Genomic DNA, 14,919 nt, shown 5'->3' on the forward strand with positions numbered 1-14,919 from the left:
CACACATCCTGGAACAGAAGCGCCTGGGCAAGCTCGTCCGACCGGCCGCCCTCTACACCGGCCCCGAACCCCGCACCCCCGAGTCCGTCGACGGCTGGGACCTGATCCGGTAGTCGACGGTGTCATGACACCCGACTAGCCTGTGGAGGCCATATTCCATCGACGCTAGGACGCGCTACTCCATGGCCGATTTGCCGATCATTCCCGCCGATCTCCTGCCCGCCGACGGACGCTTCGGTTGCGGCCCGTCCAAGGTTCGCCCCGAGCAGCTGCAGTCCCTGGTCGACGTCGGCGCTTCCGTGTTCGGCACCAGCCACCGTCAGAAGCCCGTCAAGGACGTCGTCGGACGCGTGCGCAGTGGCCTGAAGGATCTGTTCTCGCTGCCCGAGGGCTACGAGGTCGTCCTCGGCAACGGTGGCACCACCGCGTTCTGGGACGCTGCTGCCTTCGGCCTCATTCGCGAGAAGTCGCTGCACCTGACCAACGGCGAGTTCAGCTCGAAGTTCGCCTCGGTGGCCAAGAACAACCCGTTCATCGGTGATCCGATCGTCGTCAAGGCCGAGCCGGGCAGTGCGCCCGAGCCCACCTCCGACCCCTCCGTCGACCTCATCGGTTGGGCGCACAACGAGACCTCTACGGGCGTGGCCATCCCGGTCAGCCGTCCGGCCGGCTCCGAGAACGCCCTCATCGCGATCGACGCCACCTCCGGTGCGGGCGGTCTGCCGGTGAACGTCGCCGACTCGGACGTCTACTACTTCGCTCCGCAGAAGTGCTTCGCCGCCGACGGTGGCCTGTGGATCGCGCTGATGAGCCCGGCCGCGCTCGAGCGCGTCAGCGAGATCGCTGCCACGGATCGGTGGGTCCCGGACTTCCTGTCGCTGCCGATCGCCGTCGACAACAGCAGCAAGAACCAGACGTACAACACCCCGGCCGTGGCGACCCTGCTGCTCCTCGCCGACCAGATCGAATGGCTCAACTCGCAGGGCGGCCTCGATTGGGCCACCAAGCGCACCGCCGATTCGTCCTCACGCCTGTACGACTGGGCCGAGAAGAGCGAATTCGCGACGCCGTTCGTGACGAACCCGGATCACCGCAGCCAGGTCGTCGGCACCATCGACTTCGACGAGAAGGTCGACGCAGCTCAGGTCGCCAAGATCCTGCGCGCCAACGGCGTCGTCGACACCGAGCCGTACCGCAAGCTCGGCCGCAACCAGCTGCGTGTCGGTATGTTCCCGGCCATCGAGCCGGACGACATCACCGCACTGACCAAGAGCATCGACTGGGTCGTGTCCACGCTGAGCTGATTACCAGCAAGCTCACAGCTACAGCGCTCCCTTCGCGGCATACACTTGCTATCAAGTAAGCAAGCGTAACGACCGCGGAGGGAGCGCTCGTATGTACAGGCTCCTGGCATTCGCGCTACGGATTCGGGTGACTCTGGTGTACTGCGCGCTCGCGGCAGCGGGAATTATCGCGCTGGGCCAGATCGGCCCGCACGATCGCTGGCACGTACTGCATGCGGCGAGCACCAATCTGCACAATCTGACCGACGGCCACCTCGCCACCCTCGTCACGAGCGTCTTCCTCACCGAAGGACGGGTGAACTGGTTGTGGTTGGCCGCGGTCGCCCTGTTGTTCGCCGTCGCCGAGTGGGTCTCCGGCTGGCGACGCTTTCTGCTGACCTTCAGCGCCGGACACCTCGGTGCGACGGCATTGGTGGCCACGGGCCTGCTCATCGGCATTCACAACGACTGGCTCGCGGACTCGTTGGCGATGGCCGTCGACGTCGGCGTCAGCTACGCAGCGGCAGCGGTCGCAGGATCGATGATCAGGTATCTGCCGATGCCGTGGCGTGCGGGCTGGGCCGCCCTGTGGATCGGCGTCGTCGCCTTCAGTGGAGTGTCGGACCCGTCCTTCACCGCCGTCGGCCACGCGATTGCCCTGACCATCGGCCTCGGCCTCGGTGCCCTCTACCTTCGTAGGGACGCATCGACGTTGTCGCACAAAGCAATTGATGGAACATCGACCGAATGGGTGCAGCCGAGCCCGCAGCTGTCTACCCTCTGATAGGGAAACGATCGTCGGCGGAAGCGATGCGTGTCGAACACCCGCCGAATACGGCAGGTGAACTAGGCTCGAATTCGACGGTATCGCGAGCCGGCGCGATGAGGAGGTCAAGGTGCGAGACTTACGTGTGGTGGGTCTCGAGGCCGACGGAAAGTTCGTCGTGTGCGCAGATCCCAAGACCGGCGACAGATTCCGGCTTCCAGCCGACGACAAACTCCGCGCGGCCTCACGCGGCGACATCGCTCGACTAGGACAGATTGAGATCGAAATGGACAGCTTGCTTCGGCCGAAGGAAATTCAGGCCCGTATTCGCAGCGGAGCGACCATCGAACAGGTTGCCGCCGACTCCGGAATGGCCATCAGCCGCGTCGAGGTGTTCGCTCACCCGGTGTTGCTCGAACGCTCGCAGGCCGCGTCGATGGCCCAGTCCGGTCATCCACTGCGCCACGACGGTCCGGCCGTGCAGACCCTGCTCGAGATCGTCACCCTCGCTTTCCGCGCTCGCGGCCACAACCTCGACGACGCGACGTGGGACGCCTGGCGCGACGAGGACAACAAGTGGGTCGCACAGCTGAAGTGGCAGGCCGGCCGCACCACCAACAAGGCGCACTGGCAGTTCCTGCCCGACGGCCACGGCGGCACCATCGCGCCGCTCGACGACACCGCACACGAACTGATCGATCCCGACTTCGGACGTCAACTGCGCGGTCTGGCACCGGTCCGCGCACTCACGTCCTCCGAGGACCTCGTCGACGACGACGAGGCCTCGCAGCAGAGCTTCGACGAGTACTACGGCACCACAGCCGACAGCGAGATCGACGTGGAGACCATCGAGGTCGAGGTGGACGATGCGCCTGCTCCCGAGCCCGAGCAGCCGCGCGAACCGGTGGCCAGGGAGCCCAGGCCCGCACCCAAGCCTGCCGCCGGTCACACCAGTGGCAAGGACAAGCGCGGCAAGCCGGCCATGCCGTCGTGGGAGGACGTCCTGCTCGGAGTTCGCAGCAGCGGCCACAACTGAGTTCCGATGTGACCGATGTGCCGCGCGGTGCAGAACCGCCGACGCTCACACCGTAGGCTTCCCAGGAAGTAACGGAGAGAGAGGTGCCGGTAGTGGGGGCCAAAGCATCAACGATCTGGTACGTGGACGCACCGGATCCCATTTCTGTACTCCGAGAGGCCAACACCTCGGACTGGAATGCTGCGACCGCACTCGTCGGACGTCTGTACCCCCACCTGACGGCAGTGCCCCTCGGACAGGGCCCGATATCGACCTCGGCAGGCGTGGACGACGATCACGTCTTCATCGGTTGCTACCCGGGCGTCACCGTGGTCTGCGGATCCAATCTCGCGGTGCCCACACCGTCGACGCTTCCCGAATCCTTCACTCGCCCTCTGGCGTCCGAGCACACCTACCTCGTCGCCTCGGATCCCCAACACGCCTGGGGTGCGTTCGCGTACTGGGAGCGCGGAGAATTCCGCCGATCCTTCAGCGCCACTCCGGTGTACATCTACGAGGACGCGGGCCTGCCACTGGTGTGGGAGCGGTCGTTCTGGGCCGGTGAGCACCCGCTGATCTATCCACCCGGAGTGATGCCGGATCCGCAATCGCTGCCGTTCCACCCGCAGGAATTCGCCGAGGCCGCCAACGCCGAGTGGCTCGGATTCCGCTACACCGGCGCACCGCACGCGGACGAATTCGATCCGAACACCCTGCCGGTCTGCGGCTTCACGATGTACGTTCCGGGGCAGGAGCCACCGCCACCGAACCAGCAGAGCCGAAGCTCGAACGGCCGTGGCGCACAGGAACCGATGCCCGACGCCCCCGAGGAACAGGCACCGCGACCGAAGAAGCGTTGGTTCTCGCGCAAATAGTGGCTCGGGTGGGCACAGTTGCACGCAACCACCGCTGATCGACGGGTTTCCGCCGATTGTCGACGGTAGTGCGCAACTCTGCCCGCTGTCGGAGACCGACGAAGAAGACGACTGTCAGAACGCCAGCGCCGCCAGTGCCACGAAGCTCAGGATGGAACCGATTCCGGCTCCGTACACGGCCCAGCGCCACACCGGTATCGTGAGCCACCGCATGACCGTCGGTGCCGCACCCGCGACGACGATCATGTTCAGACCGATCGCCAGCAGCGGGTGAATTCTGGCCAGTTCCAGACCGAAAGCCGTCAGTGCCACACTCACCAGCGCCGCCGAGATCACGGCGATCGGGATTCCGGTCCAGCGGACGCCCGGGTCGTGGTCGTTCACGTCAGGCGCACACGTTCGTAGAACCCCATCGCAGCGGCCGTCGCCACATTGAGTGAATCGGTGCCGGGTGCCATCGGGATACGAGCGCGAATGTCCGTGGCACGCATGGCATGTTCGGTCAGACCCGGTCCCTCCGCGCCGAGCAACAACGCCACCTTCTCCCCCGTCATCGCCGCCGCAAGCGACACCGCCGACGGATTGGGTGTCAGCGAGATCAGCTGAAAACCGTGCGCGCGAACGCGATCGAGACCGCGCGGCCACTCGGGCACCTTGGCGAACGGCACTCGCAGCACATGCCCCATCGATACCCGCACCGACCGTCGATAGAGCGGATCAGCGCACGCGGCCCCGAACAGCACTGCATCCACCCCGAGACCGGCCGCGTTGCGGAACATCGACCCGAGATTCTCGTGGTCGTTGACGCCCTCGAGGATCGCCACCGTCTTCGCGTCGGCCAACACCTCGTCCAGATCGAGAGCCGGTGGCCTGTTCGCCGCTGCCAGCACGCCGCGATTGAGATGGAATCCGACGACCTCGGCCATCACCTCCGCCGACGTCCGATAGAACGGGACGTCGGAATCTGCCAGATCGTCGCGCAAGGTGTCGAGCCGTCGATCCACGCCCAGCAGGCTGATCATCGGGAAGCGCGAGGTCAGCAGGCGCTGCGCGACCAACACGCCCTCGGCGATCACCAATCCCTTGCCCTCGGGCAGGTCGGGTCGCCGATCCGAGGAGTTGAGATCGCGAAAATCGTCCAGTCGCGGGTCCGATGGGTCGTCGATATCGATTACATGCACCACGTGCCCATCTTGTCACCCGGCATTTCTGGCAGTCCCTCGGCGAAGGCCTCCTTCTGTACGGCAGATTTTTCGGGTCGTTCCGCGGGCTCCACTCCTGTATGGAAAAGTAAAGAGCGATGACTACCGACGAATCGATCACCATCCGCACCGCCACCGACGACGACTGGGATGCCGTCGCGCTGCTCGACGCCCACGCATTCGGCGAGCACCAGAACGCCGAGGACCTGGCCGAGACACAGATCCTGACCCAGTCCGAGCACGTGTACCTGGCGTGGGACGGCGAGACCCCGGTGGGTGTGGCCATGCACTTCCCGATGTCGGTCACCGTTCCCGGTGGTGCGCAGGTCGAGGCGTCCGGAGTCTCCTGGGTGTCGGTCGCACCGACGCATCGTCGACGCGGCATCCTGCGATCGATGTTCACCCAGCAGCACCGCGCACTGAACGACGCCGGCGCACCCCTGTCCCTGCTCACGGCCAGCGAGGCGACGATCTACGGACGCTTCGGGTACGGGCCGGTGACCGAGGAGATCAGCGTCTCGATCGACCGACGATTCGCGCAGTTCCGCAAGGACGCTCCCCCGGCAACCGGGGTGCGGCTGATCGAGTCGGCCGAGGCCGCCGGACTGCTGCCCGACATCTACCACCGGTGGCAGCAGCAGACCGCAGGCGCGCAGCCCAAGCCGCCGATCCGCTGGGAGCGGTTCTTCGCCGACCGCGAGAACCGACGCGGCGGACTGACGGCTCTGTTCTTCATCGTCCATCCCGACGGCTATGTCGCCTACCGACGCGGACGCAACCCGAGCCGAGTGGTGGTGGAGGAATTCATCGCGGTGACCGACGACGCGTACGCCGCGCTGTGGCAGATACTCGTCGGAGTGGACCTGGTCGACACCATCGAGGTACGGCAGGCCCGAGACGAAGTACTGCCGTTCCTGCTGACCAACAATCGGCTACCGAAAGTCACGGCTCACCACGACGCACTGTGGGGCCGCATCATGCACGTCGAGGCAGCGCTCGAGGCGCGTACCTACGCGCTCGACACCTCGCTGGTCATCGCGGTGCGGGATCCCTTCCTCGATGCGGGCGGCACCTACTCGCTGACCGTGACCGACGGTCGTGCGACCTGCACCCGGGTGGAGTCCGAACCGGACATCGAACTCGACATCGACGTGCTCGCGAGCATCTACTTCGGCACCCATCGAGCCCGCTTGTTCGCCGCGGCCAACCGCCTCACCGCACGCAACGAGGAATCTCTGCATGCGCTGGATCTGACGTTCGGAACAGCGCGCCCGGCCGTCATGGGTTGGGGTTTCTAGAGCCGGCTGTTCGGCGCATCCAGCGCGGTGGCCGAGCCACCTCGCATCCAGAGGGCGGCACCCAGCGTCACCGCGAGCAGCAACGTCAGGTAGACGATGAAGTCGACACTGCCGTGGCTGCTCGTGGCGTGGTAGATCAACGGTGCCGTGCCTCCGAAGAGGGAGTTCGCCACGGCGTAACCGAAGCCGACGCCCAACGCACGAATGTGCGCGGGGAACACTTCGGCCTTGGCGATGCCGTTCACCGACAGGTAGCACGTGAGGACGAGGAACGCGCACACCAGGATGGCGAAGACCGCAGGCGGAGACGTCACCCGGGTGGTCGCCAGCACCAGTGCTCCGGTCGCCGGTATCCCCAGCGCCCCGAACGCAACGAGAAGGGGCTTTCTTCCGATGCGGTCGCTCAGTGCGCCGCCGACCGGCTGCAGCACCATCAACACCACGAAGGCCGCGAGCACGAGCCCGGTCGCGACGAGCTCTCCCCCGGTGCCGTCCGCAGCGAAGAACGTCTCGCGAACGATCGAGGGAACCGTGACCGTGTAGGTGTAGAACGCCGCACTCCCTCCCGCGGTCAGCAAGAACACCCAGACGAGCGGACGCCGGTGATCGCGAAACAACGCTCCCATCGTGGCGTCTCGGTCCGCCCGGGGTGCTCCCGGTTCACGGGGCGCGCGATCGAGTCCGCGCGCCCACCACAGCGATGCGAGGCCCGCCGCACTTCCCGCGGCGAACGCGAGGCGAAAACCCCATTCGGAGATTGCCGCGCGGTCCGTGCTCGCGAGGAGCACGAGTAGACACGTCTGTGCGAGCACGAGGCCGCCGACGATGGTCGCGGCCTGGAACGACGCGAAGAATCCGCGATGTCCTCGCGTGCCCGATTCGGAGAGCAGCACCGTCGCCGCCGCGTACTCGCCGCCGGTTGCGATGCCTTGGACGATGCTCACGACCGCGAGGATCACCGCGGCCCAGGCGCCGATGTCGTGGACGGTGGGAGTGACCGCCAGAGCGACCGATCCGGCCGACATCAGCGTGACCGCAGCGACGAGCGCGAACTGTCGGCCTCGCACGTCCGCGAGCCTGCCGAACAGCCACGAACCGAGCGGTCGGACGACGAAGGTCAGTGCGAAGAGTCCGTAGACGTACACGAGTGAATTGGTCGAGGCCGGATCGAAGAACTCGGTCCGAAAATACGGCGCGAAGGTCGCGTAGAGGTAGAGGTTGAACCACTGCACGAGGTTCGGTACCGAACCCGCCAGAATGACGCGTACCTGCCTACGACGGTCGGAGCTCGCCGACTCGGTGCGATTCACGTGCTGAAAGTACCCGAATACCTGGCACACAGGGAGCAGTCGGACAGCGCATGACTTTTGTCATGGCTACACCGTGACGGTGTCACCTCAGGTCATGATGCGCTGCACTGTTTTCGGTGGTTCGGGCGCAGCAGACTCGTAGTCATGAAGCAACCAGACGAAGGAAACCTGTTCACCGATCTGATGGAGCTCGGACCGGCTCCGACGATGGCGCGTGAGATCGTCGTCATCGTCATCAGTCTCGCGATCATCGCCGTGCTGTTCGCGATCGTCGGCGCATCACTTCCGGCGTTCGTCGCACTCGGCGTCATCGTCGCGTTCATGGGCGTGCGGTTCGTCATCGGACTCCGCCACTGGGAGAAGCAATCATGACCATCATCGAAGTCGATGGCATGACTCGCCGCTACGGCTCGGGCAAGAACGCTTTCGAGGCCGTCAAGGCGCTCGATCTGAAGGTCGCCGAGGGTGAGCTGTTCGGCCTGCTCGGCACCAACGGTGCCGGCAAGACGTCCACTCTCGAAGTCATTCAAGGACTTTCACGGCCGAGTGAAGGCACGGTGCGGATTCTGGGAATGGATCCGGTGTCCGATCGCCGCAAAGTTCGACCGTCTCTTGGCATCATGCTGCAGAAAGGCGGCCTGCCCCAGGATCTGACCACCGCGGAGAGCCTGCGGATGTGGGCGGGCACGTGCAGCAATCCACTGCCGGTGGACGAGGTGCTGGGGCGAGTCGACTTGGCCGACCGCGCCGATACCCGGGTGAAGCTTCTCTCGGGCGGCGAGCAACGCAGACTGGATCTGGCGTGCGCCATCATCAGCCGTCCTCGAGTGCTGTTCCTGGACGAGCCCACCACCGGTCTCGATCCCGAAAGTCGCCGCAACACATGGCGGCTGATTCAAGAGCTGAAGAATTCCGGCGTGACGATCATGTTGACGACGCACTACCTGGACGAGGCCGAGTCGCTGTGCGATCGACTCGCGATCATGCACCGCGGCAGGGTCGTTCGCAGTGGAACGGTCGACGAGGTGGTCGCGGACCATCCGGCGAAGATCGAACTGCAGGCCCCCGGTACCGCGCTGCCGACACTGCCCGGTACCGCCATCGACGTCTCGGGAGACACCATCTCGATCCAGACGTCCTCGGTACAGGACACGTTGACCGACCTGCTCGTGTGGGCCCGCACCAACGGGGTGACCCTGCACGGACTCGACGCCCGCGCGGCATCACTCGAAACCGTATTCCTCTCCATTGCAGACGAATTCGACAATCCTGACTTCACACACACGAAGGTGATGAGCGCATGAGCACGATGACCGCACTGTCACGAGCAGAGTTCACACTGCTCGGACGCAACCGAGTACTGCTGTTCAACGCGTCCGTCATACCTCTCGTACTACCGCTGGTCATGCTGATCATCAGCAGTCGCAGCGACGACGGATTGACCGACGTGGGCGTCGGAGCGGCGCTCGAGTTCTTCGCCCTGTTCCTGCTGGTGTTCATGGTCTACTACAACATGCTCTCGATCTACGCCACACGTCGAGACGAGTTGGTGCTCAAGCGACTTCGAACCGGAGAGAGTTCGGACATCCAGATTCTGCTGGGACCGGCGGTCCCCTCGTTCGTCCTCACCGTCGCACTGGGCCTGATCGTCGGAGCTGTAGTTCTGGCCTTCGGTGGGCCCATTCCTACCAACGCACTGCTCGTCGCCGTGGCCCTCCTCGGCGGAGCCGCATTGTTCGCCGCACTGGCGTTGATCACCTCTGCCTTCACTCGCAACGCCGAGGCCGCCCAGATCACCAGCCTGCCGGTCATTCTGATCGCCATGGCCGGCTCGGCCATGCTGCGCGACGTTCTCCCGGATTCGCTGAGCCGAGTCGTCGAGCTGACCCCGATGGCGGCCGTGTCGGACCTGCTGAACCTGGGCTGGTTCGGCACCACCACGCCCGGCGACGCGTCCATCGGCTTCGCTGCCACCTTCACCGAAGCCGGAATGCCGCTGCTGGTGATGCTCGCGTGGATCGTCGGCAGCCTCCTGATCGCCCGCACGCACTTCCGTTGGGAACCGCGGTCCTAGATCACACCCTTTCGTCGACCGTCTGCAAGGCTGGAGATCATGAAGTTGCACCAGTACCTCAATCCACTGCACGGCTGGAACGACAGCAGTGCAGTGGACAAGGTGCGCGTCTACACCCGCCAGTCCTTCCTGCTCATCACCGTCGGTGTTGCCGTCGGAGCGATGCTGACATCTCTGCAGTACGACGACTATCTGTCGATGGCAGCGACTGCTGTCTGCGCCGCCGCCGCTTTTGTGGTGGTGCAGCGCACCCCCGCGCTCGGCGGTGAGTCGACGGCCAGCCCACGAATTCCGTTGGCGATCACGGCAGTCGCCGCCGTGGTGCTGGTTGCCGGCGGGACCACGAGCAACGCACTGTGGGCCGCCGTACTCGTCACCACTGCGGTCGCGACCCTGATTCCGTTGCGATGGTCCCTGGCGGCGGCTGTGGCCGCTGCTGTGATCGCGGCGGCTGTGGGAACCCCGGCAGTGGAAACTCTGATACTCGGCATCTTCATCGCCTTCATGGCGTTCACCGTGCAACTGTCGGCGTGGTTGCTGCGCATCGTCACCGAACTCGACGCCACTCGCGACGCTGCTGCCGCACTCTCGGTTGTCGAGGAGCGACTGCGATTCTCTCGAGATCTGCACGACGTCGTCGGACGCGCACTTTCTGCCATCGCCGTCAAGAGCGAACTCGCCGCGACGCTGGCTCGCCGGGGTGACGATCGAGCGGCGGGCCAGATGGACGAGGTTCGCCTGCTGGCCCAGGAATCCATGGCCGACGCCCGAAAGCTGGTTCGCGGCTATCGATCGGTCGATGTGGCATCGGAACTCGACGGAGCTCGATCACTGCTGTCCGCCGCAGGTATCTCCACCGAACTGGTCGGCGAGACATCGGTTCTGTCCGAGCGCGCGGCCGAGGCGGCCGCCTGGGTGGTCCGCGAGGGAGTGACGAACATTCTGCGCCACTCTGCTGCCACTTATTGCCGGATCGAGCTGACCGACAACAGCATTCGCCTGACCAACGACCATCCCAGTGCATCGTCCGGCCGCGACGACGGCACAGGACTGAGCGGGTTGCGGGAACGATTGGTCGCGGTCGGAGGCACCCTGAACACGGAGAAGACCTCCGAGGAATTCACCCTCACCGCGGCACTACCGATCGAGAACCCTAGGACGACATCATGATTCGAGTTCTACTGGCCGACGACGAGAATCTCATTCGTTCGGCGCTTGCGACCATGCTCGATCTGGAGGACGACATCGAGATCGTCGGGCAGGCCGACTCCGGCGAAAAGGCGTTGACCGTCTCGGCCTCTCTCGCCCCCGATGTCGCCGTGTTGGACCTGCAGATGGGCGGGATCGACGGCATCGAGACGGCCCAGAAGATCGCCGAGATGCTGCCCACCTGCGCGTCAATCATCGTCACCAGTCACGGCAGGCCGGGCTATCTGAAGAAGGCGCTCGAAGCGGGTGTGCGCGGATTTCTGCCGAAGACGACCTCGGCGGCGACCCTGGCCGAGGTGGTGCGCACCGTGCACGGCGGCGGGCGCTACGTCGACCCCACGCTGGCCGCGGAAGCCATCGGAGCCGGAGACTCGCCGCTCACTCCGCGCGAGGCCGATGTGCTCGAGTTCGCCGCCGACGGCGCGTCGATCGCGGAGATCGCACGGCGGGCCCATCTTTCGCCCGGCACCACCCGCAACTATTTGTCCGCTGCCGCGGCGAAACTGGGTGCAGCGAACCGACACGAGGCCTGCGCTCTCGCTCGACGCCACGGCTGGATCTGACCCACCGTCACACCTTTGTGCTCACGGCGACGGTATCGAGGGTGGGGAGCCGGTGACCGTCGGCGGGCGGTACCACGGTGATCCGCAAATTGTTGTGCCGCAGTAGATACACGGCCGCGAAGAGGCCGGTCGCCAGAGAGATGGCCCCACCGAACAGCAACGGTGCCCGCGGATCCAGGGCGTCGGCGAGCCAACCGAGAACCGGACTGCCCAGTGGAGTACCGCCGAGGAAGCACAGCATGTAGATGCCCATCACGCGTCCGCGCATGTCGGACGGCACCGACATCTGCAGAATGTTCATCGCCGACGTCGTGAACGTCAGTGTCAGGGCACCGGTGGGAATCAGCAACAGTGCCACGAGCAGATAGTTGGGCATCAATCCGACGAGCAGCTCGAAGGCTCCGAATGCGATGACGGCACCGATGAACAGCCGCAGGCGCGGCGCGCTCGCCCGCCGCGCAGCCAGAGTCGCTCCGGCCAACGTGCCCACTGCCAGGGTTGTCGAGAGCAGACCGTAGGCGTCTGCTCCGCTCCCGAACGTGTTGCGCGCCAACACCGACAGACTCAGCGGAAAGTTGAGGCCGAACGTCGAGACCATGAAGACCGTGGCCAGCAGGACTCGTAGGTCACCGCGCCCCCAGACGTACCGAAATCCCTCCCGCACCTGCCCTTTGGCGCGTGGGGCCGGTTCGACGCGGAAGAGCTGACCGACGTTCATCGCCACGAGGGCACCGAACACCGCCGCGAACGACACGGCATTGATGAGAAACACCCAGCCGGTGCCGACGAGGGTGATGAGCACTCCGGACACGGCAGGCCCGACGATGCGCGCCATGTTGAAGGTCATCGAGTTCAGCGCGATCGCATTGGCGAGGGTCTCTTTGCCGACCATCTCGATGGTGAACGATTGTCGCACCGGAGCGTCGATCGCGGACGAGCAGCCGAGGATGAATGCGATGACGTAGACGTGCCACAGCTCGACCATCCCTCCGACGTCGAGCACGCCGAGCACCAGACCGCATACCGCGGCGAAGACCTGGGTGATCATGAGTAGCTTGCGCTTGTCGTAGCGGTCTGCCAGGACCCCACCCCAGACCGAGAGGAACAGTGTCGGCCCGAACTGCAGGGCCATGACGATGCCGACGGCGAAGCCGTTGCCGCCGGACAGCGTCAGAACGAGCCAGTCCTGGGCAACCCGCTGCATCCACGTGCCGACCAACGAAACGATCTGCCCCGACGCCCACAATCGGTAGTTGTGAGTCTTCAGGGCGGCGAACATCGTCGAGCTGGAGGTACGGGAAGCAGGGGCCACCATTCAGATAATAACCCTAGGTAACTACTCGGAGTCGCTCACGAGGGCCCCGATGATCGTCACCGCGTCACGGAGTGTGTCGAGCTGCTCGGGCCCGAGGCCTGCGAGCTGCGCGGTCATCCACGCTTCGCGGGCACTGGCCTCGTCGGCGATCAGCTCTCGACCGGCCGGTGAGAGCGAGACGATCACCTGCCGCCCGTCGGTCGGATGTGGGGTGCGCGCCACCAGACCGAGTTCGGCCAACGATGCGATCACCCGCGTCATCGACGGCGGCTGGACCTTCTCTCGCGCGGCCAATGCACCCGGCGTCATATCGCCCTCCCGACTCAGCGTGGCCAGAGCCGACAGCTGAGTGAGCGAGACTTGCGAGTCCACTCGCCTACCCCGAAGGTGGCGAGTCAGCCTCACCACCGCAAGCGACAGATCGCTTGCCAATTCCCGATTGTCCTTCACACCATTTCCCGACGTCACAGCGCAGAGAATACGCCCTGGTACCGACCCCGCATCATGTAACCGCCTCGGTGATGGGTCCGACCGCGAAATATGCAACAAACAGCAGTGCAACGATCCACAACAGGGGGTGTACCGACTTCGCGCGGCCGGACCCGACCGCGAGTATCACCCAGGTGATGAAACCGACGCCGATCCCGTTGGCGATGGAGTAGGTGAAGGGCATCACCACGATGGTCAGGAACGCGGGAAGCGCGTAATCGAAGCGGCGGAAGTCGATGTCGAGAACCTGCCCGATCATCAGCGCACCCACCACGACCAGTGCCGGAGCAGCCGCTTCGATCGGAACGACGGCCGTGAGAGGGGTGAAGAACATGGCCAACAGGAAAAGCAATCCGGTCACGACGTTGGCCAGCCCGGTACGCGCACCCTCGGCGATTCCGGAAGCCGATTCGACGAACACGGTGTTCGACGACGCCGATGCGCCGCCTCCGACGATTGCGCCGGCCCCCTCGACGACCAGAGCCTTACCGATGTTCGGCAGCTTTCCGTCCTTGTCCAGTTTCGCTTCCTTGCCCAGCCCCGTCATCGTGCCCATCGCGTCGAAGAAGTTCGCGAGGACGAGCGTGAACACCAGCAGACTCGCAGCCAACACACCGATGCGGGTGAACGCTCCGAAGAGATCGACGTTGCCCACCAGGGACAGATCGGGCGACTGCACCAGCTGTGCAGGCAACTGCGGCACCGACAGATTCCACCCCTTGGGGTCGACACCGTTGGACGGACCCACATCGGTGACGGCCTCGACGATCGCCGCCAGCACCGTTGTGACCACGATGCCGATCAGCAGACCGCCGCGCACCTTGCGCACCACCAGCACGCCCATCAGCAACAACCCGAACACGAAGATCACCGTCGGCCACGACGCGATGGACCCGTCGATGCCGAGCCCGACGGGAACCGTCGTGCCCGCGGCGTCGGGGATACGTCGCACGAAGCCGGAATCGACCAGACCGATGAAGGCGATGAACGCGCCGATACCGGCGGCGATCGCCGCCTTGAGCTCGGCCGGGATCGCGTTGAACACCGCCGTGCGGAATCCGGTCACCGCCAGCAGCACGATGATGATGCCGTCGATGACGACGAGCCCCATCGCCTCCGGCCACGTCACCTGCGGTGCGATCGTCACGGCGAGCAGGGTGTTGATGCCCAGGCCCGCCGCGATGCCGAACGGGTAGTTGGCGATGATGCCGAAGGCGATGCTCATGAATCCGGCCACCAGCGCGGTCACGGCGGCAACCTGGGCGACCGGCAGGATGTTGCCGAGCACATCGGTCTTGGCGGCCGCGTCGTCGGCGGAGAAGCTGCCCAGAATCAGCGGATTGAGGACGACGATGTAGGCCATGGCCACGAAGGTGACCACGCCTCCTCGGACCTCGGATCCGACCGTCGAGCCTCGTTCGGTGATCTTGAAGTAGTTGTCGAGTAGCCGCGACGACAATTGCATGAGCGAACGATAAAGCACACCGCGAGACTTGGGGAAATATGGTGGCGTAGCGTGA

16 protein-coding genes and 1 pseudogene are annotated in these 14,919 nt (G+C 65.1%); 11 read left to right on the top strand and 6 right to left on the bottom strand.

Annotated elements, in window-relative coordinates:
- From CH302_RS30635 to CH302_RS14580, 5 genes and pseudogenes are all read left to right on the top strand, one after another.
- Positions 1-113: pseudogene (locus tag CH302_RS30635) on the top strand (citrate/2-methylcitrate synthase); the annotation flags it as partial.
- Positions 114-182: 69 nt separating this feature from the next.
- Positions 183-1,304 (top strand): phosphoserine transaminase, encoded by a 1,122-nt coding sequence (gene serC / locus CH302_RS14565; protein WP_037187390.1) that lies wholly within the window; start codon positions 183-185, stop codon positions 1,302-1,304.
- 91 nt (positions 1,305-1,395) lie between these two features.
- Positions 1,396-2,067, top strand: a complete 672-nt coding sequence (locus CH302_RS14570) for a rhomboid-like protein (protein ID WP_037187391.1) — start codon at positions 1,396-1,398, stop codon at positions 2,065-2,067.
- 112 nt (positions 2,068-2,179) lie between these two features.
- Positions 2,180-3,085 carry a septation protein SepH gene (sepH, locus tag CH302_RS14575; RefSeq protein ID WP_037187393.1) on the top strand — a complete coding sequence of 302 codons (906 nt, stop codon included), beginning with the start codon at positions 2,180-2,182 and terminating at the stop codon, positions 3,083-3,085.
- Positions 3,086-3,168: 83 nt separating this feature from the next.
- Positions 3,169-3,939, top strand: a complete 771-nt coding sequence (locus tag CH302_RS14580; RefSeq protein ID WP_441347076.1) for a DUF6928 family protein — start codon at positions 3,169-3,171, stop codon at positions 3,937-3,939.
- Positions 3,940-4,053: 114 nt separating this feature from the next.
- On the opposite strand, the gene CH302_RS14585 is transcribed toward CH302_RS14580, so the two are convergent.
- On the bottom strand, positions 4,054-4,323 hold the full coding sequence (locus CH302_RS14585; RefSeq protein WP_037187396.1) for a DUF2537 domain-containing protein: 270 nt from the start codon (positions 4,321-4,323) through the stop codon (positions 4,054-4,056).
- A complete protein-coding gene (locus CH302_RS14590; RefSeq protein ID WP_037187398.1) occupies positions 4,320-5,123 on the bottom strand; it encodes a TrmH family RNA methyltransferase in 804 nt (267 codons plus the stop codon). Before CH302_RS14590 ends, CH302_RS14585 begins: the two co-directional genes overlap by 4 nt.
- Before the next feature lie 116 nt (positions 5,124-5,239).
- On the opposite strand from CH302_RS14590, the gene CH302_RS14595 reads away from it, so the two are divergent.
- A complete protein-coding gene (locus CH302_RS14595) occupies positions 5,240-6,439 on the top strand; it encodes a GNAT family N-acetyltransferase (RefSeq protein WP_037187401.1) in 1,200 nt (399 codons plus the stop codon).
- Here CH302_RS14595 and CH302_RS14600 read toward each other — a convergent pair.
- Entirely contained in the window at positions 6,436-7,749 is a 1,314-nt protein-coding gene (locus tag CH302_RS14600) for an MFS transporter (protein WP_037187402.1), read from the bottom strand. The genes CH302_RS14595 and CH302_RS14600 overlap by 4 nt on opposite strands.
- Before the next feature lie 144 nt (positions 7,750-7,893).
- Between CH302_RS14600 and CH302_RS14605 the strand changes: the two genes are divergently transcribed.
- From CH302_RS14605 to CH302_RS14625, 5 genes are read left to right on the top strand one after another with little or no spacing between them, the layout of a single operon-like run.
- Positions 7,894-8,121 (top strand): hypothetical protein, encoded by a 228-nt coding sequence (locus tag CH302_RS14605; protein ID WP_176460708.1) that lies wholly within the window; start codon positions 7,894-7,896, stop codon positions 8,119-8,121.
- A complete protein-coding gene (locus CH302_RS14610) occupies positions 8,118-9,053 on the top strand; it encodes an ABC transporter ATP-binding protein (RefSeq protein ID WP_037187404.1) in 936 nt (311 codons plus the stop codon). Before CH302_RS14605 ends, CH302_RS14610 begins: the two co-directional genes overlap by 4 nt.
- Entirely contained in the window at positions 9,050-9,823 is a 774-nt protein-coding gene (locus CH302_RS14615; protein WP_037187405.1) for an ABC transporter permease, read from the top strand. Before CH302_RS14610 ends, CH302_RS14615 begins: the two co-directional genes overlap by 4 nt.
- A 39-nt stretch (positions 9,824-9,862) precedes the next feature.
- Positions 9,863-10,993 (top strand): sensor histidine kinase, encoded by a 1,131-nt coding sequence (locus CH302_RS14620; RefSeq protein WP_052047311.1) that lies wholly within the window; start codon positions 9,863-9,865, stop codon positions 10,991-10,993.
- Positions 10,990-11,595, top strand: coding sequence for a response regulator transcription factor (locus CH302_RS14625; RefSeq protein WP_037187407.1), 606 nt, complete (start codon positions 10,990-10,992; stop codon positions 11,593-11,595). The genes CH302_RS14620 and CH302_RS14625 overlap by 4 nt, the downstream gene beginning before the upstream one ends.
- A gap of 7 nt (positions 11,596-11,602) precedes the next feature.
- On the opposite strand, the gene CH302_RS14630 is transcribed toward CH302_RS14625, so the two are convergent.
- Genes CH302_RS14630 through CH302_RS14640 form a run of 3 tightly spaced genes read right to left on the bottom strand, consistent with a single transcriptional unit; the run spans position 11,603 to position 14,864 of the window.
- The gene (locus tag CH302_RS14630) at positions 11,603-12,874 is read right to left on the bottom strand and encodes an MFS transporter (protein WP_094649965.1); all 1,272 of its coding nucleotides are present in this window, start codon (positions 12,872-12,874) and stop codon (positions 11,603-11,605) included.
- 57 nt (positions 12,875-12,931) lie between these two features.
- A complete protein-coding gene (locus tag CH302_RS14635) occupies positions 12,932-13,360 on the bottom strand; it encodes a MarR family winged helix-turn-helix transcriptional regulator (RefSeq protein WP_037188786.1) in 429 nt (142 codons plus the stop codon).
- A 52-nt stretch (positions 13,361-13,412) separates the two neighbouring features.
- Positions 13,413-14,864, bottom strand: a complete 1,452-nt coding sequence (locus CH302_RS14640; RefSeq protein ID WP_037187411.1) for an NCS2 family permease — start codon at positions 14,862-14,864, stop codon at positions 13,413-13,415.
- Positions 14,865-14,919: the final 55 nt, after the last annotated feature.

The sequence above is a fragment of the Rhodococcus sp. 15-2388-1-1a genome, from assembly GCF_002259145.1.
In the GTDB taxonomy this organism is placed as follows: Bacteria; Actinomycetota; Actinomycetes; order Mycobacteriales; family Mycobacteriaceae; genus Rhodococcoides.

What these genes read in the sequence shown, in the direction of transcription:
- CH302_RS14595 (WP_037187401.1), top strand. Translation starts at nt 5,240, where the DNA reads ATGACTACCGACGAATCGATCACCATCCGCACCGCCACCGACGACGAC.
- CH302_RS14570 (WP_037187391.1), top strand. Translation starts at nt 1,396, where the DNA reads ATGTACAGGCTCCTGGCATTCGCGCTACGGATTCGGGTGACTCTGGTG.
- CH302_RS14640 (WP_037187411.1), bottom strand. Translation starts at nt 14,864, where the DNA reads ATGCAATTGTCGTCGCGGCTACTCGACAACTACTTCAAGATCACCGAA.
- CH302_RS14615 (WP_037187405.1), top strand. Translation starts at nt 9,050, where the DNA reads ATGAGCACGATGACCGCACTGTCACGAGCAGAGTTCACACTGCTCGGA.
- CH302_RS14620 (WP_052047311.1), top strand. Translation starts at nt 9,863, where the DNA reads ATGAAGTTGCACCAGTACCTCAATCCACTGCACGGCTGGAACGACAGC.
- CH302_RS14605 (WP_176460708.1), top strand. Translation starts at nt 7,894, where the DNA reads ATGAAGCAACCAGACGAAGGAAACCTGTTCACCGATCTGATGGAGCTC.
- CH302_RS14610 (WP_037187404.1), top strand. Translation starts at nt 8,118, where the DNA reads ATGACCATCATCGAAGTCGATGGCATGACTCGCCGCTACGGCTCGGGC.
- CH302_RS14630 (WP_094649965.1), bottom strand. Translation starts at nt 12,874, where the DNA reads ATGTTCGCCGCCCTGAAGACTCACAACTACCGATTGTGGGCGTCGGGG.
- CH302_RS14625 (WP_037187407.1), top strand. Translation starts at nt 10,990, where the DNA reads ATGATTCGAGTTCTACTGGCCGACGACGAGAATCTCATTCGTTCGGCG.
- serC (WP_037187390.1), top strand. Translation starts at nt 183, where the DNA reads ATGGCCGATTTGCCGATCATTCCCGCCGATCTCCTGCCCGCCGACGGA.